Origin of the sequence: Gallicola sp. Sow4_E12 (assembly GCF_052116305.1) — a bacterium.
GTDB lineage: Bacteria > Bacillota > Clostridia > Tissierellales > Peptoniphilaceae > JBQKLI01.
In genome coordinates, this window is sequence record NZ_JBQKLI010000001.1 from 92,373 (window position 1) to 118,374 (window position 26,002).

Genomic DNA, 26,002 nt, shown 5'->3' on the forward strand with positions numbered 1-26,002 from the left:
CTAGGTAAAGATGAATAAATATGATAAAATGATCATGAAATAATAATAATAGGAGGAATCGATGAAAATCATTATAGATACTCTAGGAGCAGATAAAGGCTATGAAGAGGTAGTTCTTGGTACGCTAAAAGCTATGGATCAACATACAGGATTTGAAGTGCTTTTTGTTGGGCCTGAAAATAAAATTAAAGATGTAATTGGAGATAAAATCGACGCCAGCCGATTTTCCTTTTTAGATACAGATTGTTTTATTGAAAATACAGAGGAACCGACCAAAGCCTTAAGAGAAAAGGAGAATGCCAGTATTGTAATCGGATTGAAAGCATTGCTGAAAGAGGAATACGACGGCTTATTATCCTGCGGAAGTACAGGAGCTCTTTTGGCCGGAGGAACGTTGATCGTTAAAAGAATAAAGAATGTGAAACGTCCAGCGCTTATGATAATGGCTCCTTCCCTAACAACTCCATTTATATTAATGGATGTAGGAGCGAATGTAGACTGTACTGTAGAAATGCTTTCTCAGTTTGCGGTAATGGGATCTTTCTATGCGAAAGGGATCCTTGGAAAAGAAAATCCCTCAGTAGCTTTGCTAAATATCGGATCAGAAGAAGGCAAGGGAGACAAGTTAAGAAAAGAGACCTTTGAGACGCTGCGAAATTCCTCTATTAATTTCATCGGAAATATTGAAGCGAGAGATATTTATTTTGGAAAAGCTGATGTAGTTGTTACAGACGGATTTACAGGAAACACTGTTTTAAAAACTACAGAAGGTGTTTCGATGGTCTTAGGCAAAGTCATCCAAGATGCAATAGCAAAAAATGCAAAAACACAAGAAGAGATGATTTTATGCAAAAATATTTTCGGTGCTGCTGCCCGTGTATTTGATTTTAATAAGTACGGTTCCGCACCTCTATTGGGATTAAACAAACCAGTATTTAAATCTCATGGTTCCAGCGATAAAGATATAATTGCAGGCGGAATTTCAAACCTTATTCAATATCTTGAACAAGGAACCAATGAAGAGATTAAGAATATATTGCTAAAAGAATTTTAGTTTAAAAAAGAAAGGATTGTATGTTGGATCAAAAGAGAATTCAAGAATTGTCGGAAGTTGAAGAGAAGATAGATTATCAGTTCAGAAATAAAGATCTGCTGAACCAGGCTTTATATCACAGTTCATATGCAAATGAAAATCAAGATAAAACTTTGTCCAATGAACGATTGGAATTTTTAGGCGATGCTGTAGTGGGGCTTATCGTGAGTGATCTTCTATACAAAAAAGAAGATGGCTTTCAAGAAGGGGAAATGACTAAAAAAAGAAGCCGGCTTGTTTGCGAGCCTAGTTTTGCGAATATGGCAAGACAGTTGGGCCTTGGCGAATATTTGCAGATGGGAAGAGGCGAAGAATTGTCTGGGGGAAGAAATCGGGATTCTATCCTTGCAGATGCTTTTGAGGCGTTGATTGCAGCTGTGTATTTAGATTCCGGCTTTAATGGTACTCAGATATATTTTGAAGAAGTTCTTAGCGAAAAGCTTTTAGACTATCTGAATTATGCAGATCAGATTAAGGACTATAAGACAACCCTTCAAGAATACTTTCAAAAAGCAGGAAAGCAGCTGAAATATTCTATAGACAAAGAAATCGGACCGGAGCATGAGAAAGTATTTTATGCTTCAGTCCATTCCGAGGACAAACCTATAGGAAGCGGTGTGGGCAAAAATAAAAAAAGCGCAGAACAGGCAGCTGCGCAAAATGCTATTGAGATTTTGGGAATTAGGGATGAACTCTAAAAACATTGTTCCTGTTTTCGTTCCTCACTGCGGCTGTCCCCATGATTGCGCTTTCTGCAATCAAAAAAAGATTACCCAGCAGAATGCTCCCCTAGACAGTTCAGGCATTAGAAAATCTATCGAAAACTATCTTCACTATTTCAAATCAAGAAAAGAGAGACAGATCGCTTTTTATGGGGGGAGTTTCACAGGAATTCCAAAGAAGGAAATGATCGAATACTTAAAAATCGGTAATGAATTCATAGAAAAGGGAGAGGTTGACAGTTTAAGGCTGTCTACACGTCCCGATTATATAAACGAAGAGATACTAGGAATTCTAAAAAGTTTTAATGTCAAGACGATCGAATTAGGTGTGCAGTCTATGGATGATGCTGTTTTGTCTCTCAATCGCAGAGGCCATACAGCAATGGATGTTGTCAAGGCAGCAAAAATGATCCGAGATAATTCTTTTGAATTAGGACTCCAAATGATGATCGGACTTTATGGAGATTCATTAAAGTCTGCTTTTTTTTCTGCCGAAAATATTGCAGATTTGAAGCCTGATTTTGTCCGAATCTATCCCACATTGACGTTAGCGGATACCTATTTGGAAGAGCTTTATCATAGAGGAGTGTATACACCTTTGAAATTAGAGGAAGCTGTTTTTGTTCTTAAGAAAATTCTACCTGTATTTTATAGAAAAAAGATTCCTGTTATTCGTGTAGGACTCCAGCCCTCAGAAGAAATAGCAGAGAATAAAAGTGTTATCGCAGGTCCTTTTCACCCTAGTATTCGGATGCTTGCAGAAGAAGAATTGTACTACAGCTTTTTAGAAGAAAAACTTCGGCATATTAAGAATATTGATCATTTAATAATTTCCGCTCCTCATGAGATATTAAATTATTTTATAGGGCTGAATAAACGAAATAAAAATCGTTTAATTGAGAAATATAAAATTAAAACTATTGGTTTTAGAGGGGAAAAGAGAAAGGACATAGAGATTATTATCAATAAGAAGAGCAGCATAAGATTTATGAAAGAAGATATATTTAACCAATCATTATAAAGGTGGAAGAAGTATGAAATTAAAAAAGATTGGACTTCACGGTTTTAAATCTTTTAAAGATAGGATCAATCTTGAATTCGACCATCCGATTACAGCTATAGTTGGACCTAATGGAAGCGGGAAGTCAAATATTGCAGACGGAATCCGATGGGTTTTGGGTGAACAAAGCGCAAAATCTCTTCGGGGGACAAAGATGGAAGATATTATTTTTGCAGGAACAGAAAAAATTAAACCTGTAAACGTAGCCCAGGTATCGATGACTTTTGACAACGAGAGTCAATGGCTTCCCCTTGATTATAAGGAAATAACCATCGAAAGAAGAGTTTTTCGTAATGGAGAGTCTAACTATTATCTAAACAAATCGAAATGCAAATTAAGGGACATTAGAGAGCTGTTTTTAGATACGGGAATAGGCAAGGACGGCTACTCTATTATAGGACAGGGAAGAATAGAAAGTATTTTGAATTCCAAATCAGAAGACCGCCGAGAAATATTCGAAGAGGCTTCCGGGATTTCAAAATTAAAATACAAAAAGATTGAATCACTAAAAAAACTAGAACATGTTCGAGAAAATGTTAAAACCATTGAAGAACTGCTTAATGTTAAAAGTGCTGAATTGAACTATTTGAAAAAAGAAGCATCTAGAGCTTCTAAAGCGATGGGAATAGAAAAGGATTTACTAGAAAAAGATAAAAATATAGCTTTATATGATATCCAATCCTTTAATCGATTAAAAGAAGAATATTCCGAAAAGCTAAATGAATTAGAAACTCAAATGGCATTTATCAAAGATGAAAAAGATGATCTTTCTCAGCAATTATCTTCTACTACGGAAGAATTAGCAGATTTAAATGTTGAGTTGGAAAAGCAGGAAAAGGAATTAAGAGATTTAGAAATCAATAAAGAGAAACTAAAATCTAATTATGATTTAAATCAGGAAAAACTGCATTTTAGTAAAAACGAGTCAGAACGCCTGAAAACTCAAATAGGAATTTATACAAAAAATATCGAAAGAAAAAAAGAAGATAAACAGAACCTTTTCCAAGAAGCTGAAAAACTGAAAGAAAAAATAAAAGAATATACAAGGGCTTTTAAAAAGGCGCAAGCTTCGATTCAAGAGTTTAAAGAACAAGAAAATACTCTGAATCATGAGTATCGTTTATTTATAGAAACTTTAGACGGGGAAAAAAATGAGTTTAATCGATTAACTGCTTTAAAAGAAACGAATTTTCAGCATTCTTTACACGAGGAAAAAAACACTAAAGAATATCTTGAGCAAGAAGAGAAGACTGCAGAAGAAATAGAGAAACATAAAAGGAACATACTGATTTTCAATGATAAAGCTGTAGAATTATCCAATCGGATAAGTAGAAACAAAGAAAAGAGACAATATCTTGAAGAAAAGTTGGAAACAGAGCGAAGAAAATTACAGGAATCTGAAGGAAAAAAAATAAATTTAGAAATAGAAGGAAAAGATCTAAGAAATAAATACAACTTTTTGTTTCAAATTAAAGACAATTACGAAGGCTACTATCGTCAAGTTGCGTCTTTTCTTAAAGAGTTAAAGAAAAATGAATCTTTATCCAATAAATCTAGAGGAGCCTTAGCAGATTTGATTCAAGTTGAAAAAAAATATGAAAAGGCAATCGAAGTTCTATTAAGCGGAAATCTTCAGAGTATTGTAACTAGAACAGATCAGGATGCTAAAGATTTAGTTCGCTTTTTAAAAGAGAAGAAAATCGGAAGACTTACTTTTCTTCCAATGGAGTCGATTAAAGCGAAAAAAGCGACCGAGGATATTCAAGATCCCGATGTTTTATGTATTGCTTCGACTGTAGTCAGAAGCGATGACGAGTATCGTTCCATCATTGATTATTTTTTAAATAGAACTCTTATTGTACAGAACATGGATACAGCGATTAAGATCAAGAAGAAATATCCATACTATAGAATTGTTACATTAGATGCAGATCTTATCAATACTTGGGGTTCAATTGTCGGCGGATATAAGAAGACTCAAAACAAGGGTGTATCCATCGTGAATAGAGAAAAAGAAATAGAAGATATAAAAAACAAAATCAAAGAAAAATCGAAACAATTCGAGGTAGAGATCAACTTCATAAAAGATCATAAGGAGTCTTTAGAGCAGTATAAAAAAGATTTAGAAGATTTAGATAGAGAAGTAGAGGAACTTCAAAAAGAAATGGAAAATATTCAAAACCAAAAGGAATATTTTTCAACACAAATAGAAATTCTCGGAATTAAACAGGAAGAATATAAAAAGTATTACGAGAAAAAATCGGAGACGATTTTTACAAAAGACCATGAAGAAAGGCTTGCTTATCTAAAAAAGAGTATTCAAGAAAAATCTATTCTTAAAGAAGAGATGGAATTAAAACTTGAGAGCAATCAAAAAAGTCTTCAAACTTTTGAGATGGATCATTATAAAGCGGATAATCTTTCAGAAGCTGGGAAGAGAGATTTAAGAATAAATGAAAACGAGTTGTTAAAGATTGAGGAAGAGACCAGTCAAGAAAGAATACTTCTTGCCGAAGTTCAGAATAAGCTTGAAGATTTATATAAAACAATCCAATTGCTGGAAGAAGAGAATCGTCAAATAAACGTTGATGCAGAGCAGATGGAAGTTTCCTATCATAAAAAACAGCAAGAGAATCCTATATTAAAACAACTTCATTTAGAATTGGCGCAAAAGCGTGAAAAGATCAACCACAGAATAAGCGAAATCGATAAAGATATTCTAAAAAAGGATTACAGCATTCATTCGCTCACGGAAAAAATTGAAAGACAAGAGGAAAAGATACTCAAAGAAGTGGACAGAATCTTTGAAGAATATAATATTTCTCTTAATTTAGAAGATAAGTATCAGCTGAATGAATCTATTTCCGTAGATCATACACGTCAAGAGATCAAGAATATGAAGAAGACTCTCTTTCAAATAGGGGAATACCGAAAAGAATCTATCGAAGAATACGAGAAAGAATCTGAAGAATATAACAATATGAATAATCAAAAAGTGGATTTAATTGAAACTACTTTAAACTTGGAAAAGATCATCAGTAGTTTAGACGAGAATATGAAGACAAACTTCATTGAAAGTTTCAAAAAGATCAATAAAAACTTTAACCGTATTTTTCAAGTTCTTTTCAATGGCGGAAAAGCATCCTTAAGGGTTGATGAGAATGATATACTTTCATCTGGTATAGAGATTGTAGCAGAACCGCCAGGAAAAAAACTGCAGAACTTAAATCTTCTCTCTGGAGGAGAGCGTTCATTAACAGCAGTAGCGCTTCTTTTCGCGATATTTGAAAATCATCCCTCTCCATTTTGCATCTTAGATGAGATAGATGCTGCATTAGACGAAGCGAATATATATCGGTACACGAAATATTTAAAAGAACTATCAGAGTACACTCAGTTTATTATGATCACCCACAGGAAATCAACGATGGAAATAGCAGATGTTTTGTATGGGGTGAGTATGCAAAAAGAGGGTATTAGTAATGTTATAACTTTAGACTTAAAATAGGAGGAATTATGGCTTTTTGGGATCGATTTAAGAAAAAGAAAGAAAATATCGACACAGATGAGATAATTGAAACAATAGAAGATCAAGAAGAAAAAGAAGAATTAAAAAAAGATTCAGAAACCCTCGAAGAACAAAATAAAAAGGAAGAAACTATTCCAGAGGCAGGTTTAGAAAATCAAGAGGCTGCTGCTAATGAAACTCTAGAAGAGATTCAAGAGGAAGAAGAACATTCTGAAGGTGAAATAGTGGAAGAAGACCATGAAGAAAAAAGTCTAAGCTTCCTTGATCGTTTAAAAAACGGTCTTACAAAAACTAGATCGAATATTGCGGAAAAAATCGACGATATTCTGGCTTCAACAAGAAGCGTCGATGAAGATATGATGGAGGAACTTGAGGACACTTTGATCTCTGCAGATTTAGGGATGGAATCAACGATGGAAATCATCGATCAGCTCAGAGACCGTATCAAGAGAAAAAACATAAAAGACCCTGAAACTGTTAAGAAAGAATTGATCTCCATCATGAAAAATGAATTAACAAAAAATAATCTTGATAGTAAAATACACATCGAAAACAGTCCGATGATAATTCTTGTAGTTGGCGTAAATGGTGTAGGAAAAACGACAACTATCGGCAAAATGGCCTATCAATATAAAGAAAAAGGAAAGAATGTGCTTCTTGTTGCAGCAGATACCTTTAGAGCTGCAGCCATTGAACAGCTTACAGAATGGGCGAGTAGAGCTGAAGTAGATATTATTTCTCATAAAGAAGGAGCCGATCCTGCATCGGTAATATTTGACGGGATTGCTGCTGCAAAAAATAAAAACAGCGATATTATCATTTGCGATACAGCAGGACGTCTTCACAATAAGAAAAATTTAATGAATGAATTAAATAAAATTCACAGAGTTATAGAAAAAGAGTTTCCTTCGGCAAAGAAAGAAGTTCTGCTTGTATTAGATGGTACAACTGGCCAAAATGCAATATTCCAAGCAAAAGAATTTAAAGAAGCGTGTGAATTAACGGGAATTGTTATTACCAAGATGGATGGTACGGCTAAAGGCGGTGTTATATTTCCGCTGCAGGCGCAAATGGAGATTCCTGTAAAACTAATAGGGATCGGAGAACAGATTGATAATTTAGTAGAATTCGATTCAGAAGCATTTGTTGAAGCGATTGTAAATTGATAGAGTTTCTATTATTTGATAAAATATTGTTAATATGGAGGTATTAATTGATGAAACGAGAAGAATTTAATAATGGTTCCGTGCGTATATCCAATGATATACTAACTTTGATAAGCGCGATCGCTGCAAGTGAAGTAGAAGGAGTGTATTCACTAGTTGGAATGGAAGGAGTCGATATGACTCGTGTTCATTCGAATCAGATAAAAGGGGTAGCACTTGAAACGGACGGTCAGAATATCTTGATTGATATAGATATTATTGCGGAATGCGAAGGAAAAGTAAATCGTATTGCAAAAATTGTACAAGAAAATGTTATCGACAAATTAAAATTAATGACAGGACTAGACGCAACATGTGTGAATGTACAGATTGAAGGTCTAAACTGTTAATGTTTGCCCTCTTACTTAATAAGAGGGTGAATTTTTGGAGGACAGAAATATGAGTCGAAAAAATGCCAGAACCTGGGCTATGAAATTATTCTATAGTATGGATATGAATCAAGATTATACGAAGGAATATTTTCGAGATTTTTTAAATCAACATTCCTTGCCAAAGGATGAAAAAGATTATATAAGATCGATCTACTACTATTATTACGATCATCAAGAATATCTAAATAATATTATCCGGTCTCATCTATCAAAATGGAAACTTGAAAGAATTGCCAAAATAGACATATCTATTATTAGGATAGCTATGATAGAAATATTATATATTGACAATGTGCCAGACAGCGTTGCGATTAATGAAGCGGTAGAAATAGCTAAACTGTATGCCGCTAAGGATGCGTATAAATTTATCAATGGAGTGCTAGGATCTGTTGTCAGAGATAAGGAGGGTTTAGATGGCTAAACCCTTAACAGTATCCGAGCTTAGCAAATATATTTCAAATGTCATGAAGCGAGATCCGATTCTTTCAAATGTTTATTTAGAAGGGGAAGTTTCGAATTTTAAAAAATCGAATGGACATGTTTATTTTTCATTAAAAGATAAAGAAGCTATGATACGCTGTATTATTTTTAGAAATATGGATCTTTCAAAAGAATGTTCCATATATGATGGATTAAATATTATTATCAAAGGCAGTATTATCACTTATGCAGGCGGCAGCTATTATCAAGTCCTTGTAAAAAAGATTGAGCTCAGCGGCGAGGGGGATATCTATAAACAATATGAAATTTTAAAAAACAAACTTTTTGAAGAAGGCTTATTTCGAGAAGAACATAAAAAACCACTTCCGAAATTTCCGCAATCTATTGGAGTAGTGACTTCTTCAACAGGTGCAGCGGTTCGAGATATTATAACAACCTTGAAGAGAAGATATCCTATCTGCAATATTGTCCTGTATCCGGCCATTGTGCAAGGAGAAAATGCTGCAGCTGATATTATCAGAGGTCTTGAGTTTTTAGATCGAAGGGAAGATATCGATCTGATCATTTTTGGCAGAGGCGGCGGATCTTTCGAGGATCTAAATGCTTTCAACAACAAAAATCTGCTTCGAATTGTATATCAGATGAAAACACCAACGATATCTGCCGTAGGCCATGAAATTGACAATATGCTAAGCGATTATGTAGCTGATGTCCGAGCGGCTACGCCAACAGCAGCTGCGGAAATAGCTTCGCCAAACATTAAAGATATTTTGTCAAAATTTGAAGCGGCTTCCAATCGAATGAATCAAAGAATTAAAACTTTGTTTAAAGGTGAATTCAGAAACTTAGATTATTATGCTAAAGAAATCGAATTCTACAATCCTTTAATGAGAGTGAAGGATTGTGAAAGAGAGCTGGCAGAGAAAAAAGCAGATCTTGAAAAATCTCTTCATCAACTGCTGAAATTTCAAAAACAAAATTTGGAGTATAAAAAAGAACTGTTAACACGAAACTTCCCGTTAGATAGAATAGAGTTAGAGAATGAAAAGATAGAAGAAAGAAAAGATAGACTAAATGACCTTCTATTAAACTGCTTGAAATGGGAAGGGCTGAGTTTAGATAATAAGTTGGAAAAAATGACACTGATTAATCCGAAAAATATTTTAAATAAGGGTTATGCTAGAGTGTACAAGAAAAATGAACTAGTCCAATCTTCGCTGGAAGTGAATGCCAATGATAGAATTAAAATATTGATGGCAGACGGAATACTATACTCTCAAATAGAAAAGAAGGAGACATTTAATGGATAGCTTTAAGGAATATGATTTAGGGATCAGCAGATTAGATGAAATAATTGAAAAACTTGAATCAGATGATCTCACATTAGAAGAAAATATTAAATTGTATGAAGAAGGTATCAAACTTCATAAGAAATTAAAACAAATATTAAAATCACAAGAAGGCAAGATACTAATGATTCAGCAAGAAGAAGAGATCGAATTTGAACAGATCAGTATCATCGGAGAAAGTGAAAATGAATTATAATCAGCTAAAGATTATGATAGACGATGAGATCAAAGGGTTGAAATGGTCTGATAATATTGTTGAAGAAGCATCTTATTATGCATTAAAAGAAGGAAAAAGATTAAGACCGGTATTATTACTCGCTTTTCAAGAACTGTTTCAGGGAAATCTAATAGAGGCTATGCCTTATGCTGTGGCTCTGGAAATGATTCATAATTATTCTTTAATTCATGACGATCTGCCTTCCATGGATAATGATCAATTCAGAAGAGGAGAATTAACGGTACATGCTAAGTATGGCGAAGATATTGCCATACTGGCAGGAGATAATTTATTAAACCGTGCTTTCGAAATTTTATTTAATGATTTAGTGAATTTTGAAAATCCAAAAAACAGAATCAAAGCCTGCCATTATATCAGCAGCGCTTCCGGTATGAAGGGAATGATCGGCGGACAAGTGATCGACATTTTAAACAGTGCAGAAGATGAAAAAGATATTCTTGAGATGTACAATATGAAAACATCCGCTTTAATAAAAGCAGCATGTATCGGCGGTACATATCTTTCAGGGAAATTAGAATATCTTGAATTCGCGGAACGCTATGGAGAAAATTTAGGACTTCTTTTCCAGCTAACGGATGATCTTTTGGATATTGAACAAGATAAAGAAGCGAACAAGACAACTTATCTAAGTTTTGAAACAAAAAATGGACTGTTAAAACGATTAGATGAATTGGAAAGAGAAATGAAATCTAATCTAGAAAAGATAGATTACGACACAGCAGTGATAGAAGAAATCTATCTCAAAATGCTTCAGCGCGAGGTTTAAGATGTCTTTAAAAAGAGCTGATCTGTTATTAAAAGAATTGGGATATGCTGTTTCAAGAAACAAGGCTCAGACAATGATTGATGAAGGCATGGTTTTCTATAAGGGAGAGAAAGTGGAAAAAGGATCTAAAAAAATTAGCGAGGAAGGATTATCTGTTCAAGGCAATTTGAAATACGTGGGAAGAGGAGCTCTAAAATTAAAAGAAGCGTTCGTCAAATTTGGTCTGGATGTCCATAATAAAATCTGTATGGATATCGGTGCTTCCACCGGAGGCTTTACTCAGGTTTTACTGGAGTCAGGGGCTGAGAAAGTCTACGCACTAGATGTAGGCAGGGATCAGCTGGATGAAAACTTAAAATGCAATCCAAAGGTAATCAATCTTGAAAATACTAATTTTAGATATATAGATACGGATGAATATGAAAATATTGAATTTATATCTATCGATGTATCCTTTATATCCTTAGATCATATATTGCCAAATGCCCTCAAAATCATTGCACAAGGAGATATTGTTGCTCTTCTTAAGCCGCAGTATGAAGGCAAAAATAATCAGGATAAAAAAAGTCATTATACATTAATAGAAAATAAACTAGATTGGTTTAAAAACTCCGAATATCATATCTCAGAGATTATTCCTTCCCCAATACGCGGAAAAGACGGATGTATTGAATATCTTCTTCATATCGAGAAGGGAAATTCGGAGAAAAGGATAGAAATACAGCCTATTATAGATGAGGCTTTTGAAAGAAATAGGGAGAAGAAATGAAGAAGTATACAAGACAACGGTTGATACTTGATTTGATCGATGAATATCAAATCCATACACAAGAAGAATTGTCTGAGTATTTAGAGAAAAATGGAGTGAAAGCAACACAAGCGACGATCTCCCGAGATATTAAAGAATTAAGAATTACGAAAGTACAGACACCGGAAGGCGATTATCATTATGCTATTATTGAGACGGTACATGATTCTTTAAATGAAAGGTTGGATAAAATATTTCGTTCAGCTGTTTTATCGATTAAAAGAAATGAGGATATGGTTATTGTCAAGACGATATCCCATACAGCGACAGTTTGTGGAATGGCTATTACAAATGCTAAACTTAAAAACATCAGCGGTATTTTAACAGGAAATGATACTATTTATATTGCAGTTGAAGATAAAGACGGTTTAGACGAATTAGTTGCAGATATCAAATCAATCATCAGGTGATAAAATGCTAAAAAATCTATATATCAGGAATTTCGTTATTATTGAACAAGTAAATATTGAATTTGACAGCGGATTTAATGTGATCACCGGGGAAACTGGTGCTGGAAAATCAATCCTTATTAATGCTTTAGAAATTCTAATTGGAAATCGCCTCGATAAAAAAGCAATAGGTGCTTTTGCAGATAGTGCAATGGTTGAAGGCAGTTTTTATATTGATTCATCAGAAACGAAACAATTTTTGTTGGATAACGGATATCCCCCAGAAGAAGACCTTATTATTATAAGCCGAAAATGGGGGAGAAACGGGAACAGCGAAAATAGATTGAACGGCAGAATAGTTACAGCCACGATCATCAAGAAAATCATGAATCATATTATTGATATTCATGGGCAAAATCAAAATCAAATGCTCCTAAAAAAAGATAATTACTATAATCTTCTTGACGATTATCAAAGGGAAAGAACTCAGCCCTTATTAGAACAAATCAAATCTCTTCTAGCAGAAATTCATCATTACGAAGAGGAGCTGAACAATATTAGTGTTGATAAATCGGAAATCGACAGAGAGCTGGATATAATCAATTATCAGCTGGAGGAGATAGATGAATTGAACTTAGAGGAAATCGATGAGACAGCAATCGACACAGAATATGACAGATTGTCTAGAATGGAAACTGTTAAAGAAAATCTTGCTCACATACACGAAAAGCTGTCTGGTTTTGATCCTATGGGGAATATTTTAGATCAGTTAAATACTCTATCTCAGAATTTAAGTACAATATCAGATTTTGATTCAGTTTTAAAAGAAAGCAGTGATGAGCTGGAAGAGGTCCATATCGTATTAGAAGAGATATCGAATAATATCAGCCGTTTTCATGATAATCTATACTACAATGAAGAAAGACAGTTTGAACTAGAATCCATTTTTTCTGTATTAACGAAGTTAAAAAGAAAGTATGGAGCAGATATCGAGAAAATCCTTGAGTTCAAAGAAGAATTGGAAAAGAGGAAGACTGTCCTCTTAAATGTTGATGAAAATAGAAAGATACTGCAGAAAAAGCTCGATCAAATAACTCAGAAAGCATATACTTTAGGTAAGGACTTAAGTATTATCCGACAAGAAATCGCTAAGATTATCGAACGGAAAGTGACAAATAATCTAAAAGATCTGAATATGTTAAATGCTGAATTTTCTATTCAAATTGAGAAACAAGACGAATTGCATTATAATGGTCTAGATAAAGTAGATTTTCTTTTGAAAACGAATAAAGGGCAAGATTTTAATTCATTATCTAAAATAGCTTCTGGTGGAGAAGTTTCTAGGATTATGCTGGGGTTTAAAGAAGTATTTGCAGAAGCAGATCCGACAGAGACATTAATATTTGATGAAATTGATGCAGGAATCAGCGGGCGTACTGCTCAGATTGTAGGGGAAAAATTGGTAGATCTGGCAAATAAATTCCAAGTCATTTCCATTTCCCATTTGCCTCAGATAGCTTCATTGGCAGATCGCCATATTTTGATTGAAAAGAAAGATATTGAAGAGAAGACGATATCTAATTTATATATTATTGAAGAAGAAGAGAGAACTGAAGAAATTGCTCGACTAATCGGCGGTGTAGATATTACAAATATTACGAGAATGCAAGCTGAAGAAATGCTGGAACAGGCAATTTCTATGAAGAAGGAGAGAAAAGTATGATTTATGAAGAGAAAACAGTAAAATCTGATATTATTTATGAAGGTCGTATTTTAAATTTAAGAGTAGATACTGTAGAATTGCCAAATCGAAAATACTCTAAAAGAGAAATTGTAGAACATGGCAAAGCAGTTGCTTTAATACCTGTCAAAGAAGATAAAATCATATTTGTCCGTCAACATAGAATTGCGGTAGATAGAGTATTATTAGAATTGCCTGCAGGTCTTGTAGAAGCGAATGAAGAGCCGCGGGAAACAGCTCTTCGTGAGATGCAAGAAGAAATCGGTTATGCAAGCGACAGCTTAGAGTACTTGTTCGATAGTTTGTCATCACCGGGCTTCACTAACGAGAAAACCAGTTATTTTCTAGCAAAAGATTTATATAAAAAGGAAGCTGCTCCTGATGAAGATGAGTTTTTAGAAGTTGAGGAGTATACACTGGAAGAAGCTTTGGATATGATAGACAGCGGAGAGATTATCGATTCTAAAACGATTATCGGTATCTTGTATGCTGCAAGAATTTTAAATAAATAATATACTTTAAAGATCTTTCATTGAATGGAAAGATCTTTTAAATTAAAGAGGGAATATAGATGATACAAATTTCTACTTCACAATATGAAGGTCCGTTCGATCTTTTGTTAGGCTTAATCGATAAGAAAAAAATCGATATTTTTGATATTCGGCTGAAAGATATTACAGAAGATTATTTAAATGAAATTAAAGATCTAGAGCGGTATAGTTCTGAAGAAGCTGCAGATTTTTTATATATAGCTAGTACCCTTTTGGAAATAAAATCAAGATCTCTTATACCTGTGGACATAGTTGAAGATGAAGATGAGATGGATCTGCTCGAAAGATTAATAGAGTATAAGAAGTACCAAGTACTTTCTCTAGAATTAAAAGAGAGAATAGAGCTTGGATTGAGACGATATTATAAATATCCAGAGGATTTCTCTTTGTACCAAAAAGATGAAATTATTATAAACACTGAAAAAGAACTGCTTTTTAGTACTTTGATGGAATTAATACAAACAAAAGAAAAGAAAAGAGATCCATTGGAAAAATTCGATATCCTCAGTAAAGATGAATATTCTGTGGACGAGCAGATGGGAATTGTTCGTGACTTGTTGGGGAAAGAAAAACGTCTAAATTTTAAGTCGATCATTAAAAATCCAGGAAATATAAATGAGATGATTTCTACATTTCTCGCAATACTGGAGTTGATAAGGATGAATTATTTAAAAGTATTTCAAAATGAAGATAAAGAGATAAAATTGGAATTGAGAGTGGAATAGATGAATGAAGAAAAAAAGGGAGCTATTGAGGCACTGCTTTTTATGTGGGGAGATCCTATTGAAGACAAGCTGATTGCCAAATCAGTCGATTTGAGCATTAAGGAAGCGAATCAAATCCTTGGGGAAATGATAGAAGAATACAATTTGAGAGAAAGCGGTATCGAAATTCTCAAACTTGAAAATGCATATCAGTTTGCCACTCGGAAACAGTATTATGATGTAATCAGCCAATTTATTCAGGGTGATCGAAAGAGAAACTTGTCGAATTCATCTATGGAAGTTTTAACAATCATTGCCTATAAACAGCCTGTCACAAGGGTGGAAATAGACGATATTAGAGGTGTTACATCTACCGGGTCTATCGATACGCTAGTAAAAAAAGGTTATATTGAAGAAGCTGGAAGAAAAGATTCTATTGGGAGACCTATATTATTTCGAACAACAGATCAGTTTCTTAGAGACTTTGAATTAGATTCAATCGATCATCTGCCAGGCTATAGCGATATTGAAATGTATATAAAAATGATGGAGAATGAAAATGAGGATCAATAAATACTTGGCAAAAGCTGGAATAGGTTCTCGCCGAGGAGTAGAAAAATTTATTGTTGAGGGCAAAGTTTCTATAAACGGAAAAGTTGTTACGGATCTATCTAGAGATATTCAAGAAAATGATCGTGTTTTTTTAAATGGGAAAGAAGTTCAGGTCCGAGAAGACTTTATCTATTACAAAATAAATAAACCTGCGGGCTATACTACCACAGTTAAAGATCCATTTGCAGAAAGAGTTATCCTAGATTTGATAAAGGAAAAACGCAGAATTTTCCCGGTGGGAAGACTGGACAAAGATTCATGCGGTCTTTTATTACTGACAAATGACGGTGATCTGACCTATCGGTTAACTCATCCTAAACATCATATGTCCAAAACCTATAGAGTTCGAGTTAAAGGCGCACCTTCTGATGCACAGATAAAAAAACTAGAACAAGGTATTCTCATGGATAGATATAAAACAAAAGAATGTGTGATTAAACGGATTAAAGATGAACAGTCAGAAACGTCATTTGAGGTGATTTTATGGGAAGGAAGAAATCGTCAAATAAGAAAACTTTTTGACTCGATCAATCATCCGGTAGTATTTTTAAAAAGGATTAAAATCGGTGAGGTTCTTCTTGGCAATTTGAAAGAAGGTCAATATGAAGAACTTTCAACTGAAGAATTAGAATACTTGAGAGGTATTTAAATGATAGCTTTAAAAGAATTGAATTATGATGATATTGGATATCTTAGAGAAAACTATCCGATTAATCTTGACTTGGACATGGAATGTCCTATTTTCACTTATGTATTCTTTGATGAAGAGAATATCGTTGGTTATTCTCAACTTCAAGTAGTAAAAAATGAAATAAAACTTTCTGATTTTCAATGCGACAAAAGAAGTGAAAATTTGAGACTATTTTATTTAAAAGCCACTGGATTAAAAGCGTTTAATTTAGGATATCAGTATATATTAAATGAAAATAATATATACCCGGGAATGGCTGAAAGGATTATACTTGATGAGCTGTTTAAAGGAAACTGTAATGACTCTAGAGCTTAACAATACCACTTCTTTATTCAGGTCATTTATGAAATCCTGGCTTGATAACAGGATGATAGCAGTTGATATGACAGTGGGGAATGGAAATGACAGCGAGTTTTTACTTTCTCATAATATTAAATTTTTATATGGATTTGATATTCAAAAAAGAGCAATAGAAATAACACAAAACCGTTTAGAGAAATCGAACTATTCCAATTTTATGCTTTTTCAGGATAATCACAAAGAAATAAAACGTTATATTCAAGAAAAAGTTGATTTGTTAGTTTATAATTTGGGATATTTACCCAAAGGAAATAAGGAGATAACAACAAATGGTATAGATGTTGTAGAAAGTTTGAAAAAGGGCTTAGATTTATTGCTCCAAGGCGGTATGGTCTGGATTACCTTTTATCCTGGACATCCGGCAGGATATGAAGAGTCGATTATGATACTGGATTTCGTGAAAGGATTAGATCAAAGAAAATTTCATGTGCTGAAAATGGATTACATAAATCAAATTAACTATCCGCCCTTTAGCATAGCTTTAGAAAAGAGGTATTAATGAGAACAGCTATAATAGGAGCAGGTGCCGCAGGTATGATGGCAGCAGCTGCTGCAGGATCCGACGAGATCGTTCTTTTTGAACAAAATGAAAAATTCGGAAAAAAAGTTTATATAACAGGAAAAGGACGATGCAATATTACGAATAATATTGATACTTCAGAGTTTATAGAACAGATAAACCGAAATCCATATTTTTGCTACAGCGCATTATATACTTTTACAAATAAAGATATGATGGAATTTTTAGAATCAAAGGGACTGCCGATTAAAATAGAAAGAGGGAATAGGGTGTTTCCCGCTAGTGACAAATCGAGCGATGTTATTAAAACGATTGAAAAGTTCGTAAGAGAAAAGCATGTGTCTGTTAGATTGAATACACAAGTAAAGGATATCAGAAGAAAAGATGAGCTGTTTGAAATTACATTTGACGGCACAAAAGAATTATTTGACAGATGTATCATTGCTACTGGAGGATTATCCTATCCTTCTACAGGCTCGACGGGATTCGGATTGAAGATAGCAGAAAAAATGGGACACAATATCATAACACCTGTACCAAGTCTCGTTCCAATCCGAACTGCAGAAAAATGGGTAGCTCAATTAAAAGGACTTAGTTTGAGAAATATAACTCTTTCATATAAATCTAGAGGAAAAAATATTTCATATTTTGGAGATTTATTATTCAATGAGGATGGAATAACAGGGCCTACTGCCTTGAAAATGTCGACTCATGGCAAAGATTTTAAAGAAGGTGATCTTTTTTTTATCGACTTAAAACCTGCATTATCGAAAGAGCAGCTAGAAAAACGGATATTGCGCGATTTCAGTCTTTATTTAAACAAAGAGATTCAAAATGGTTTGTCGGATCTTCTGCCAAAAAGACTGATTTTGCCTATTCTTTCTTTGTGCAGTATAGATCTTGAGAAAAAAATCCATCAAATTACGAAACAGGAACGAGAAAAAATAATACAAAATATCAAAGGAGTACCCTTAACATTTATAGAGTTAAGAAGCTTCAAAGAAGCGATTATTACGAATGGCGGCATTGACACAAGTGAAATTGACCCAAGTACTATGGAAAGCAAAATAATCAAAGGCCTTTATTTCGCTGGTGAAATCGTTGATATCGATGCAATGACAGGCGGATTTAATTTACAGTTGGCTTTTTCAACAGGGTATCTGGCAGGAATAAGCAGTGGAGCGGATAATGGAAAATAAACTATATTTAGATATTGAAACTAATGATTCTGAGATCATTAATCAAATAAATAAAGAGATACTTGAAAGAGAAGGTTCTGTGAATACGATCATTATATCCATACCTTCTCATAAACATTTTAATAAGAAACTATTGAGTTTGATAGAAGATGACTGTGTTGCGGTTTATTTTCATTCAGACATTTTAAAGGAGCAGCTGGAGCAGATCATTATTACATTTATTGAAAATGAAAAATATAATATTGCTATCGATGGACCCTCAGGATCAGGGAAGAGTACGATTGCAAAAGCTCTTGCATCTATATTATCTATCGATTATTTAGACACAGGAGCGATGTATAGAGCTATTACTTATATGTTGATTAAAGACAAAATCGATCTCCACCATGAAGATTCTGTGTGCAGCTATATAGCAGATCTTTCAATGCTTATCAAAAATCAGAGAATTTATCTAGATGGCAAAGATGTGCAAGACCATCTAAGAGATCAAATTGTCACTAAGAATGTCTCTTTAGTTTCAGGCTATGAATGTGTTCGTTCGAAACTTGTAGAGATTCAAAGACGGATTTCAAAAGAAAATTCTTCAATTTTAGATGGTCGAGATATTGGCACTGTTGTTTTGCCAAAAGCAAAGTATAAGTTCTATCTTAACGCTGATGTTGAGATCCGCGCACGCAGAAGATTTGAGGAAACAAAAGAAGATATCAGCTATGAAGAAATATTAAAAGATATTATCAAAAGAGACGAACATGATAAGAATCGTGAAATATCTCCTTTAAGAAAAGCTCCTGGAGCGGTTGAAATCGACAGTACTTCATTAAGCATATCAGAAGTAGCGGATGAAATTTTAAAGAGTATGAGGGCAGCAGATCACTATGAATAAAATATTTTACTGGATTGTTAGAAACATATTATATATAGTTTTCCATATCGTATATCGTATTGAAATCATTGGAGACAATGATCAAGGAACAGGAGCTATTATGATCTGTTCGAATCATACCAGCGATTTGGACCCAATCATCCTCGCTATAGCTTATAAAAAGCCGATACATTTTATGGCTAAAAAAGAATTATTTAAAAACCCTGTTTTCGGCTGGTTGATTGAAAAAGCAGGTGCTTTTCCTGTAGACCGGGGAAATGTAGATCTAAAAAGTGTAAAACATGCCATGGGGTTATTGAAATCAGAGCGAGTGTTAGGGATATTTCCTGAGGGTACAAGAGTAAAAACAGTAGATATCGCCAATATGAAAGAAGGAGTAAGTCTGATTGCGGCTAAAAGCGGTGCAGATATTCAACCGGTTTTAATAGAAACAAATTATAAATTATTCAAAAAAGTAAGAGTACATTTTCGCCCTATTATAAAAATGGAACAATTTAATGATATTCCGAAAAAAGAGAAGGGAAAAATAATAACAAATAATTTATTTGCATCTATATACAATAGTAAGGAGTTAGAATGATAATAAAAATAGCAGATCATGCCGGTTTTTGTGGCGGAGTAAAAAGAGCTGTAAAAATAGCGGAAGAAGCAGTAAGCTTTAAGGGCGATACCTATTCTTTAGGTCCTATCGTGCATAATAAACAGCAGACAGAAGCTCTTGAGAAAAAAGGTCTTCAGGTATTAGAAGATTATAAAGAGCAAGAAACAGGCAATATCGTTATAAGAAGCCATGGTGCAGCAAAAAGTGTTGTGGAGGATATGGAAAATAGAGGTTTTAATGTGATTGATGCAACTTGTCATGTGCTGCTAAAGATATATGAAAAAATTAAAGAAAAAGAAGAAGAGTATCAAATTGTGATTATTGGTGATCCAGAACATCCAGAAATCATCGGAATCGCAGGTCAGTTAGAACAAAAACCTATCATTGTAAATACGAAAGATGAAGCAGAAAAAATAAAAAACCAAGAAAAACTTTATATTATTTCACAAACTACGAATAGAATGGAGAAATTTTTGGAATTATCTGATATAATAGATAGAAGTAATGCTTATGTATTGATAGATAATACTATTTGTAATGCCACAAGAAATCGTCAGCAAGCAACAGAAGAACTTTCGAAAGATGTTGAAGCAATGATTACCATTGGTGGTTTAAATAGTTCAAATACAAATAAACTGTATGAAATCACGAAGAAACATTGTAAAAACACTTTTCGGATCGAAACAGTAGATGATTTATCTTTACAAGAAGTATTAAAATTTAATACAATAGGTATAACAGCTGGTGCTTCCACACCAGATTGGATTATTGAGGAGGTTGTAAACGTAATGGATAATTACAGCAAGGATTTTATGGAACAAGTAGAGGATAGTATAACAAAGATTTACCCGAAAGATATTGTAAAGGGCCGCGTGCTTTATGTTAGAGACAATGAGGTAGCAGTTGATATAGGGTACAGAAGCGATGGTTTAATCAAACACGATGAAATTTCATCTGATGAAAGTGTTAAGCCGCAAGATCTTTTCAAGCCGGAACAAGAAATAGAAGTTTACGTTATTAAAATGGACGACGGCGAGGGAAATGTTGTGTTATCAACTAGAAGAGTTGAAGGTTTGAAAAATTGGGAAAATTTAGTAGATGCATATAATGCGAATGAAACTGTTGAGGCCCAAGTCGTTAGAGAAGTTAAAGGTGGTCTTTTAGCTACAGTTAAAGGAATCAACGCATTTATTCCTGGTTCTCAAGTCACAACACATTATGTAAAAGATCTTTCTCAATATGTTGGACAAACTTTAGAGTGCAAAATTATAAATGTTGATGATAGAAAGAAACGCTTAGTTCTTTCAAGCAGAAAGATCCAAGAACAAGAGCAGCAAGTAAAAATCGACGAAGCATGGGAAAATATCAATGTGGACGAAACAATCAAAGGAACTGTTCAAAGATTGACCGATTTTGGTGCATTTGTTGATTTAGGCGGGGTTGATGGTTTAATCCATATTTCTGATATCTCTTGGAAACGCATTAAGCATCCTAGCGATGTTTTAAATGTAGGAGACGAAGTGGAAGTAATTGTTCTTCGTGCTAACAAAGAGAGAAATAGAATTTCACTAGGATTAAAACAACTTACTAAAAAACCATTTGATGAATTTGTTGAAAACAACAAAGAAGGCGATGTTGTGAAAGGCGAAGTAGTGAATCTTTTAGACTTCGGTGCTTTTGTACGTTTACAAGAAGGTGTAGAAGGATTAGTTCACGTTTCTCAAATCAGCTATGATCATGTTGAAAAACCATCTGACGAATTAGAAGTTGGACAGGAATTAGATGTGAAGATTTTAGAAATTAATCCTGAGAATAAGAGAATCGCTTTAAGCATCAAAGGAACTCAGCCAGAACCGCAAAAACCTGAGAAAAAAGCAGAACCTAAAAAAGCTCCAAAGAAAAAAGTCAGCTATTCTGAGCCAGTATATGAAGAATCAGACTTTAACAATTCTTTAGGTGATCTATTAGATGCTAAATTAAGCGAAAGTGATCTATTAGATAGCGAAGATTAATTATAATTTTCGAAAAGAGCAGAGGATATCTGCTCTTTTTTTTCGTTAACAGTTATAGCAATTAGGGTATATACCTTTTAAGAGCGATGTTAAAACTTCGGGAGGGCATTAATGATTAGAAAGTTTTGGGAGATAGAGGATTTAATCTTAGATGAAAATGCAGCTAAATCTAAAAATTCTATCCGAAAGTATCATGAAAAGTTTGATGATTATGAAAATCCATACCAGATCGACAGAAAAAGAATCATATTTTCCAAAGCATTCAGGCGTTTGAAAAGCAAAACTCAAGTATATATTTCTCCCGAAAAAGACCACTACCGAACGAGGTCAAGTCATACTTTAGAAGTTTCCACGATCGCACGTATAATGGGGAGAGCTTTAAGATTGAATGAGGATTTAGTAGAAGCGATTTCTTTAGGTCATGATTTAGGCCATACTCCATTTGGCCATATGGGGGAGCAGGTTTTAAACAGTCTTTCACCAAATGGTTTTACACATTATGAACAATCCGTAAGAGTAGTTGAGTTTATTGAGCGGATTGATTCAAAGTATAACGGCTTGAATTTAACCAGCGACGTGATCGACGGCATCTCCAATCATACTGGAGAACGCCAAGCAAAAACTTTAGAAGGAAGAATTATAAAATTTGCCGACCGCATAAGTTACGTAAATCATGATTTAGAAGATGCTATCCGAGCCGGCATTATCGGAGAAGAAGAAATACCAAAGGAAATTACAGAGATCATCGGCAAAAACAGAAAAGAACGCCTTGAGAAAATGATAGATGACTTAATTGAAAATAGCAGTTCCAGCTCTATAGCTATGAGTGATTCTATGTATGATGGTATGATGACGATGAGGAAGTTCTTGTTTGATCATGTATATTATAATGATTTCGTTACGAAAGAAAAAGATCATGTCTATCATGTTTTAAGTCATCTATATAGGCATTATCTAAAGAATATTGATGATATCCCGAAATCTCACTTGAATCTTTATAATAATTGTTACGATTCAAGAGAACAAATTATTGTCGATTATCTTTCTGGTATGACAGATAATTATATTTTATTAATCTATGAGAATATATTTATTCCCAAGCGTTGGAAATTTTAAGAGGTGAAGTTTAATTGTCTAGAATACCAGAGGAAACTATAGAGCATATAAAAGAACAGGCGGATATAGTTTCAATAATTTCAGAATATATAGATTTAAAGAAAGCAGGCAGCAACTATTTAGGATTATGTCCTTTTCATAATGAAAAAACCCCATCATTTACGGTTTCTCCTTCAAAAGAAATATTTCATTGTTTCGGATGCGGCGAAGGCGGGGATGTTATCAGCTTTCTTATGAAGAAAGAAGGACTATCCTATCCGGAAACGATTCGTTTTTTGGCAGATAAGCTGGGAATATATATAGAAAACAAGGATATGGACCCTGATAAATACAAGAGAAGAAAACTCCTTATGGAGATCAACAATGATGCAAGATTATTTTTCTATCAAAATCTGCTGACAAATCAAATTCCAAAAGAATATTTAAAAAAGAGATCTATCGATAAGAAATGCATCAATCACTTTTTCTTAGGCTATGCAGATAACAGCTGGGATTCATTGTATAATTATATGAGTCAAAAGGGATATAAAGCTGAAGATTTGCTGGAATTAGGATTAATACAAAAATCCAAAAAGGGAACATATTATGATACCTTTAGAAATAGGCTTATCTTTCCAATTATAGATATCAGGAAAAATGTTCTTGCCTTTGGAGGAAGAACATTAGGCGATGATAGAGCAAAATATATCAATTCGAAAGAGTCTCAAATCTATCATAAACGAAAAAATGTGTACGGAACCAATAATTTCCATAATATTTCTAAAAAAGGCAGTGCAATGTTAGTCGAAGGCTATATGGATGTTATCAGTTTATATAATAGGGGAATCGATACTGCCATTGCATCATTAGGAACAGCGATTACGCAAGAACAGGGAAGATTGATATCCAGATATACAAAAGATATATATATTGTATATGATGGAGATGATGCTGGTATTAAAGCTGCAGATAAAGCGATCGATATATTCGATAGCATTAAAATTGAACCAAAAGTAGTTCGAATACCCGATAAAATGGATCCTGATGATTATATAAACAAAAATGGACCTGAAGCCTTCGATAATCTTATATCAAACGCTTATCTACCTTTATTATTTAGATATGATATAATAAAAAGTCGTTACGATCTAGGATTGATCGATGATAGAATAAAATTAAACGAAGATGTTGTTGTGCTTTTATCCGATGAAAAGAGTTCTCTGAAGCGAAATGAGTATATTGATTTAATTGTTAGAGATTTGGATATTGATAAAGATGCTCTTACTGCTGAAGTTAATTTTAGAATGAAAAATTTTGAAAGCAAAAAGAAACCAGCGCCAAAAATAGTGCATCAAAATCCGAACAAACGAAATCCATTGGATAAAATTACAAAAGCTGCCATTGTTTTTATGATTTTTAATAGAAAATTCATTGAATCGCTGCTTCCCTATGAGTGGATCTATCAATCAAGCAGTTTAGAATTTGATGCAATCTATAAAGCAATAGACGGCTATTATAAAGAGTTTCCAGAACAGGAAGCTATAGGACAAGATTATATTCAGAAGAACAGAATACTAGAGGGATTTCTTATTGAAAAGCATTACACTGAAGAAGAGGTGGAAGAGATGTATCAGAATTTAACAGCTCAGCTTGAAAGAGTACAGCAATTCAATAATAGAAATAAATTGTTAGAAGAAATTGGATTATTAAAAGAACAAGATTATTCAAAAATGTCTGCAGAGTTAAAAGAAAAGTACAAAGAGAAATTAAAAGAATTGTTCATATTAGATAAGCAAATCAGGGGACAATGATGGAAGGAGGATCATCATATGAGTAAAAATAAAGATCAGGAAAAATATGATGAATTAAAAAACGATATGATTGAGGAATTAATCTCGATCGCAAAAGAAAAGAATGGAATCGTCACTAAAACAAACCTTGAGAGTCTAGATCACTTCTCCGAATTAGATCCTGAAGATATAGAAGCGATTAAAGAAAGACTTCTGAAAGAAAATATTGACTACGATGAGGAAGATGAAGTCGTAAATATAGAAAAAGTGAATATTGAAGATGAAGAGGTTGTCGATGAAGAGGCCGAACTTGAATTTACAGAGGAAGATGAGCCTGCAGATGATCTCAAAGAGAAAGAGGAAAAGGATGCTGACACGAAGGAATTAAAAAAAGAAATTCCCATAGCAGATATTAAAGGTCTAAATGTAGATGATCCCGTTAAAATGTATCTTAAAGAAATCGGTAAGATTCCCCTATTAACTGCTCCTGAAGAAGTAGCATTAGCGAAAAGAATGGAGGCGGGAGATAACAGGGCCAAGAAAAGATTAGCAGAAACGAATTTACGTTTGGTTGTATCCATTGCAAAAAGATACGTAGGAAGAGGAATGTCCTTCTTAGATTTAATTCAAGAAGGAAATCTGGGTTTGATGAAGGCTGTTGATAAATTTGATTATAAAAGAGGATTTAAATTCAGTACCTATGCAACATGGTGGATTCGTCAAGCAATAACCAGAGCTATAGCCGATCAAGCTAGAACAATACGTATCCCAGTCCATATGGTTGAGACTATAAATAAGCTCGTTCGAATTGAAAGACAGTTAGTCCAAGAATTAGGACGCGATCCATCAAATGAAGAAATCGCTAAAGAAATGGGAATTGAAGTAGAAAAGGTACGAGAAGTCCGAAAAATTGCTCAAGAACCTGTCTCCTTGGAAACACCTATTGGTGAAGAGGAGGACAGTCATTTAGGCGATTTCATCGAGGATGACACAGCTGTTGCTCCTGACGAAGCAGCTAATTTTACGATGCTTAGAGAAGAATTAAATGAAATTCTTATGACATTAAATGAGAGAGAGAGAAAAGTTCTGGAACTGCGCTTTGGTTTAGTGGACGGGACTCCGCGAACACTAGAGGAAGTAGGAAAAGAGTTTAATGTTACGAGAGAAAGAATTCGTCAAATAGAAGCGAAAGCTTTGCGAAAATTAAAGCATCCAAGCCGCAGTCAAAAATTGAAGGATTTCTTAGATTAA

At 33.9% G+C, this 26,002-nt stretch carries 26 protein-coding genes; all 26 read left to right on the forward strand.

From position 1 onward, the window contains the following. Positions 1-61: 61 nt before the first annotated feature. Positions 62-1,054, forward strand: coding sequence for a phosphate acyltransferase PlsX (gene plsX, locus ACTQ46_RS00440; RefSeq protein WP_441746558.1), 993 nt, complete (start codon positions 62-64; stop codon positions 1,052-1,054). A 20-nt stretch (positions 1,055-1,074) separates the two neighbouring features. Continuing rightward, a complete protein-coding gene (rnc, locus tag ACTQ46_RS00445; protein ID WP_441746560.1) occupies positions 1,075-1,791 on the forward strand; it encodes a ribonuclease III in 717 nt (238 codons plus the stop codon). Then, positions 1,781-2,836, forward strand: a complete 1,056-nt coding sequence (locus tag ACTQ46_RS00450) for an elongator complex protein 3 (RefSeq protein WP_441746562.1) — start codon at positions 1,781-1,783, stop codon at positions 2,834-2,836. The genes rnc and ACTQ46_RS00450 overlap by 11 nt, the downstream gene beginning before the upstream one ends. 13 nt (positions 2,837-2,849) lie before the next feature. Beyond that, positions 2,850-6,383 (forward strand): chromosome segregation protein SMC, encoded by a 3,534-nt coding sequence (gene smc / locus ACTQ46_RS00455; protein ID WP_441746564.1) that lies wholly within the window; start codon positions 2,850-2,852, stop codon positions 6,381-6,383. Between the two features lie 8 nt (positions 6,384-6,391). Beyond that, complete coding sequence (gene ftsY / locus ACTQ46_RS00460) at positions 6,392-7,570, forward strand: signal recognition particle-docking protein FtsY (RefSeq protein ID WP_441746566.1); 1,179 nt, start codon at positions 6,392-6,394, stop codon at positions 7,568-7,570. 50 nt (positions 7,571-7,620) lie between these two features. Next, positions 7,621-7,959, forward strand: a complete 339-nt coding sequence (locus ACTQ46_RS00465; protein WP_441746568.1) for an Asp23/Gls24 family envelope stress response protein — start codon at positions 7,621-7,623, stop codon at positions 7,957-7,959. 49 nt (positions 7,960-8,008) lie between these two features. Then, positions 8,009-8,422: a transcription antitermination factor NusB gene (nusB, locus tag ACTQ46_RS00470; RefSeq protein WP_441746570.1), complete on the forward strand. Its 414-nt coding sequence runs from the start codon at positions 8,009-8,011 to the stop codon at positions 8,420-8,422. Continuing rightward, the gene (xseA, locus tag ACTQ46_RS00475; protein ID WP_441746572.1) at positions 8,415-9,752 is read left to right on the forward strand and encodes an exodeoxyribonuclease VII large subunit; all 1,338 of its coding nucleotides are present in this window, start codon (positions 8,415-8,417) and stop codon (positions 9,750-9,752) included. The genes nusB and xseA overlap by 8 nt, the downstream gene beginning before the upstream one ends. Beyond that, positions 9,745-9,987 carry an exodeoxyribonuclease VII small subunit gene (xseB, locus tag ACTQ46_RS00480; RefSeq protein WP_441746574.1) on the forward strand — a complete coding sequence of 81 codons (243 nt, stop codon included), beginning with the start codon at positions 9,745-9,747 and terminating at the stop codon, positions 9,985-9,987. The genes xseA and xseB overlap by 8 nt, the downstream gene beginning before the upstream one ends. After that, positions 9,977-10,795, forward strand: coding sequence for a polyprenyl synthetase family protein (locus ACTQ46_RS00485; protein WP_441746575.1), 819 nt, complete (start codon positions 9,977-9,979; stop codon positions 10,793-10,795). Before xseB ends, ACTQ46_RS00485 begins: the two co-directional genes overlap by 11 nt. A gap of 1 nt (position 10,796) precedes the next feature. Next, positions 10,797-11,564: a TlyA family RNA methyltransferase gene (locus ACTQ46_RS00490; protein ID WP_441746577.1), complete on the forward strand. Its 768-nt coding sequence runs from the start codon at positions 10,797-10,799 to the stop codon at positions 11,562-11,564. Then, positions 11,561-12,013, forward strand: a complete 453-nt coding sequence (locus ACTQ46_RS00495) for an arginine repressor (RefSeq protein ID WP_441746579.1) — start codon at positions 11,561-11,563, stop codon at positions 12,011-12,013. The genes ACTQ46_RS00490 and ACTQ46_RS00495 overlap by 4 nt, the downstream gene beginning before the upstream one ends. Positions 12,014-12,017: 4 nt before the next feature. Continuing rightward, positions 12,018-13,715 carry a DNA repair protein RecN gene (gene recN, locus ACTQ46_RS00500; RefSeq protein WP_441746581.1) on the forward strand — a complete coding sequence of 566 codons (1,698 nt, stop codon included), beginning with the start codon at positions 12,018-12,020 and terminating at the stop codon, positions 13,713-13,715. Beyond that, positions 13,712-14,245 carry an NUDIX hydrolase gene (locus ACTQ46_RS00505; protein ID WP_441746583.1) on the forward strand — a complete coding sequence of 178 codons (534 nt, stop codon included), beginning with the start codon at positions 13,712-13,714 and terminating at the stop codon, positions 14,243-14,245. Before recN ends, ACTQ46_RS00505 begins: the two co-directional genes overlap by 4 nt. 59 nt (positions 14,246-14,304) lie before the next feature. Beyond that, complete coding sequence (locus ACTQ46_RS00510) at positions 14,305-15,009, forward strand: segregation and condensation protein A (RefSeq protein ID WP_441746585.1); 705 nt, start codon at positions 14,305-14,307, stop codon at positions 15,007-15,009. Beyond that, positions 15,010-15,561 (forward strand): SMC-Scp complex subunit ScpB, encoded by a 552-nt coding sequence (scpB, locus tag ACTQ46_RS00515; protein ID WP_441746587.1) that lies wholly within the window; start codon positions 15,010-15,012, stop codon positions 15,559-15,561. It begins immediately after the preceding gene. Then, complete coding sequence (locus ACTQ46_RS00520) at positions 15,548-16,249, forward strand: pseudouridine synthase (RefSeq protein ID WP_441746589.1); 702 nt, start codon at positions 15,548-15,550, stop codon at positions 16,247-16,249. Before scpB ends, ACTQ46_RS00520 begins: the two co-directional genes overlap by 14 nt. After that, positions 16,250-16,606, forward strand: a complete 357-nt coding sequence (locus tag ACTQ46_RS00525) for a hypothetical protein (RefSeq protein ID WP_441746591.1) — start codon at positions 16,250-16,252, stop codon at positions 16,604-16,606. Between the two features lie 28 nt (positions 16,607-16,634). After that, positions 16,635-17,150, forward strand: a complete 516-nt coding sequence (locus ACTQ46_RS00530) for a tRNA (mnm(5)s(2)U34)-methyltransferase (protein WP_441746773.1) — start codon at positions 16,635-16,637, stop codon at positions 17,148-17,150. Further along, entirely contained in the window at positions 17,150-18,370 is a 1,221-nt protein-coding gene (locus ACTQ46_RS00535) for an NAD(P)/FAD-dependent oxidoreductase (protein WP_441746593.1), read from the forward strand. Before ACTQ46_RS00530 ends, ACTQ46_RS00535 begins: the two co-directional genes overlap by 1 nt. Next, positions 18,360-19,253 (forward strand): (d)CMP kinase, encoded by an 894-nt coding sequence (gene cmk, locus ACTQ46_RS00540; RefSeq protein WP_441746595.1) that lies wholly within the window; start codon positions 18,360-18,362, stop codon positions 19,251-19,253. The genes ACTQ46_RS00535 and cmk overlap by 11 nt, the downstream gene beginning before the upstream one ends. Next, positions 19,246-19,833, forward strand: a complete 588-nt coding sequence (locus ACTQ46_RS00545) for a lysophospholipid acyltransferase family protein (RefSeq protein WP_441746597.1) — start codon at positions 19,246-19,248, stop codon at positions 19,831-19,833. The genes cmk and ACTQ46_RS00545 overlap by 8 nt, the downstream gene beginning before the upstream one ends. After that, on the forward strand, positions 19,830-21,866 hold the full coding sequence (locus ACTQ46_RS00550) for a bifunctional 4-hydroxy-3-methylbut-2-enyl diphosphate reductase/30S ribosomal protein S1 (protein WP_441746599.1): 2,037 nt from the start codon (positions 19,830-19,832) through the stop codon (positions 21,864-21,866). The genes ACTQ46_RS00545 and ACTQ46_RS00550 overlap by 4 nt, the downstream gene beginning before the upstream one ends. A 111-nt stretch (positions 21,867-21,977) precedes the next feature. Next, positions 21,978-22,982, forward strand: coding sequence for a deoxyguanosinetriphosphate triphosphohydrolase (locus ACTQ46_RS00555; protein WP_441746601.1), 1,005 nt, complete (start codon positions 21,978-21,980; stop codon positions 22,980-22,982). A 14-nt stretch (positions 22,983-22,996) separates the two neighbouring features. Then, on the forward strand, positions 22,997-24,772 hold the full coding sequence (gene dnaG / locus ACTQ46_RS00560) for a DNA primase (protein WP_441746603.1): 1,776 nt from the start codon (positions 22,997-22,999) through the stop codon (positions 24,770-24,772). A gap of 18 nt (positions 24,773-24,790) precedes the next feature. Beyond that, positions 24,791-26,002 carry an RNA polymerase sigma factor RpoD gene (rpoD, locus tag ACTQ46_RS00565; protein WP_441746605.1) on the forward strand — a complete coding sequence of 404 codons (1,212 nt, stop codon included), beginning with the start codon at positions 24,791-24,793 and terminating at the stop codon, positions 26,000-26,002.

What these genes read in the sequence shown, in the direction of transcription:
- rnc (WP_441746560.1), top strand. Translation starts at nt 1,075, where the DNA reads ATGTTGGATCAAAAGAGAATTCAAGAATTGTCGGAAGTTGAAGAGAAG.
- recN (WP_441746581.1), top strand. Translation starts at nt 12,018, where the DNA reads ATGCTAAAAAATCTATATATCAGGAATTTCGTTATTATTGAACAAGTA.
- ACTQ46_RS00525 (WP_441746591.1), top strand. Translation starts at nt 16,250, where the DNA reads ATGATAGCTTTAAAAGAATTGAATTATGATGATATTGGATATCTTAGA.
- ACTQ46_RS00520 (WP_441746589.1), top strand. Translation starts at nt 15,548, where the DNA reads ATGAGGATCAATAAATACTTGGCAAAAGCTGGAATAGGTTCTCGCCGA.
- ACTQ46_RS00490 (WP_441746577.1), top strand. Translation starts at nt 10,797, where the DNA reads ATGTCTTTAAAAAGAGCTGATCTGTTATTAAAAGAATTGGGATATGCT.
- ACTQ46_RS00550 (WP_441746599.1), top strand. Translation starts at nt 19,830, where the DNA reads ATGATAATAAAAATAGCAGATCATGCCGGTTTTTGTGGCGGAGTAAAA.
- ACTQ46_RS00535 (WP_441746593.1), top strand. Translation starts at nt 17,150, where the DNA reads ATGAGAACAGCTATAATAGGAGCAGGTGCCGCAGGTATGATGGCAGCA.
- plsX (WP_441746558.1), top strand. Translation starts at nt 62, where the DNA reads ATGAAAATCATTATAGATACTCTAGGAGCAGATAAAGGCTATGAAGAG.
- cmk (WP_441746595.1), top strand. Translation starts at nt 18,360, where the DNA reads ATGGAAAATAAACTATATTTAGATATTGAAACTAATGATTCTGAGATC.
- ACTQ46_RS00485 (WP_441746575.1), top strand. Translation starts at nt 9,977, where the DNA reads ATGAATTATAATCAGCTAAAGATTATGATAGACGATGAGATCAAAGGG.
- ACTQ46_RS00555 (WP_441746601.1), top strand. Translation starts at nt 21,978, where the DNA reads ATGATTAGAAAGTTTTGGGAGATAGAGGATTTAATCTTAGATGAAAAT.
- smc (WP_441746564.1), top strand. Translation starts at nt 2,850, where the DNA reads ATGAAATTAAAAAAGATTGGACTTCACGGTTTTAAATCTTTTAAAGAT.
- rpoD (WP_441746605.1), top strand. Translation starts at nt 24,791, where the DNA reads ATGAGTAAAAATAAAGATCAGGAAAAATATGATGAATTAAAAAACGAT.
- ACTQ46_RS00450 (WP_441746562.1), top strand. Translation starts at nt 1,781, where the DNA reads ATGAACTCTAAAAACATTGTTCCTGTTTTCGTTCCTCACTGCGGCTGT.
- ACTQ46_RS00530 (WP_441746773.1), top strand. Translation starts at nt 16,635, where the DNA reads ATGAAATCCTGGCTTGATAACAGGATGATAGCAGTTGATATGACAGTG.
- ACTQ46_RS00495 (WP_441746579.1), top strand. Translation starts at nt 11,561, where the DNA reads ATGAAGAAGTATACAAGACAACGGTTGATACTTGATTTGATCGATGAA.
- nusB (WP_441746570.1), top strand. Translation starts at nt 8,009, where the DNA reads ATGAGTCGAAAAAATGCCAGAACCTGGGCTATGAAATTATTCTATAGT.
- scpB (WP_441746587.1), top strand. Translation starts at nt 15,010, where the DNA reads ATGAATGAAGAAAAAAAGGGAGCTATTGAGGCACTGCTTTTTATGTGG.
- ACTQ46_RS00545 (WP_441746597.1), top strand. Translation starts at nt 19,246, where the DNA reads ATGAATAAAATATTTTACTGGATTGTTAGAAACATATTATATATAGTT.
- ftsY (WP_441746566.1), top strand. Translation starts at nt 6,392, where the DNA reads ATGGCTTTTTGGGATCGATTTAAGAAAAAGAAAGAAAATATCGACACA.
- xseA (WP_441746572.1), top strand. Translation starts at nt 8,415, where the DNA reads ATGGCTAAACCCTTAACAGTATCCGAGCTTAGCAAATATATTTCAAAT.
- ACTQ46_RS00505 (WP_441746583.1), top strand. Translation starts at nt 13,712, where the DNA reads ATGATTTATGAAGAGAAAACAGTAAAATCTGATATTATTTATGAAGGT.
- xseB (WP_441746574.1), top strand. Translation starts at nt 9,745, where the DNA reads ATGGATAGCTTTAAGGAATATGATTTAGGGATCAGCAGATTAGATGAA.
- ACTQ46_RS00465 (WP_441746568.1), top strand. Translation starts at nt 7,621, where the DNA reads ATGAAACGAGAAGAATTTAATAATGGTTCCGTGCGTATATCCAATGAT.
- ACTQ46_RS00510 (WP_441746585.1), top strand. Translation starts at nt 14,305, where the DNA reads ATGATACAAATTTCTACTTCACAATATGAAGGTCCGTTCGATCTTTTG.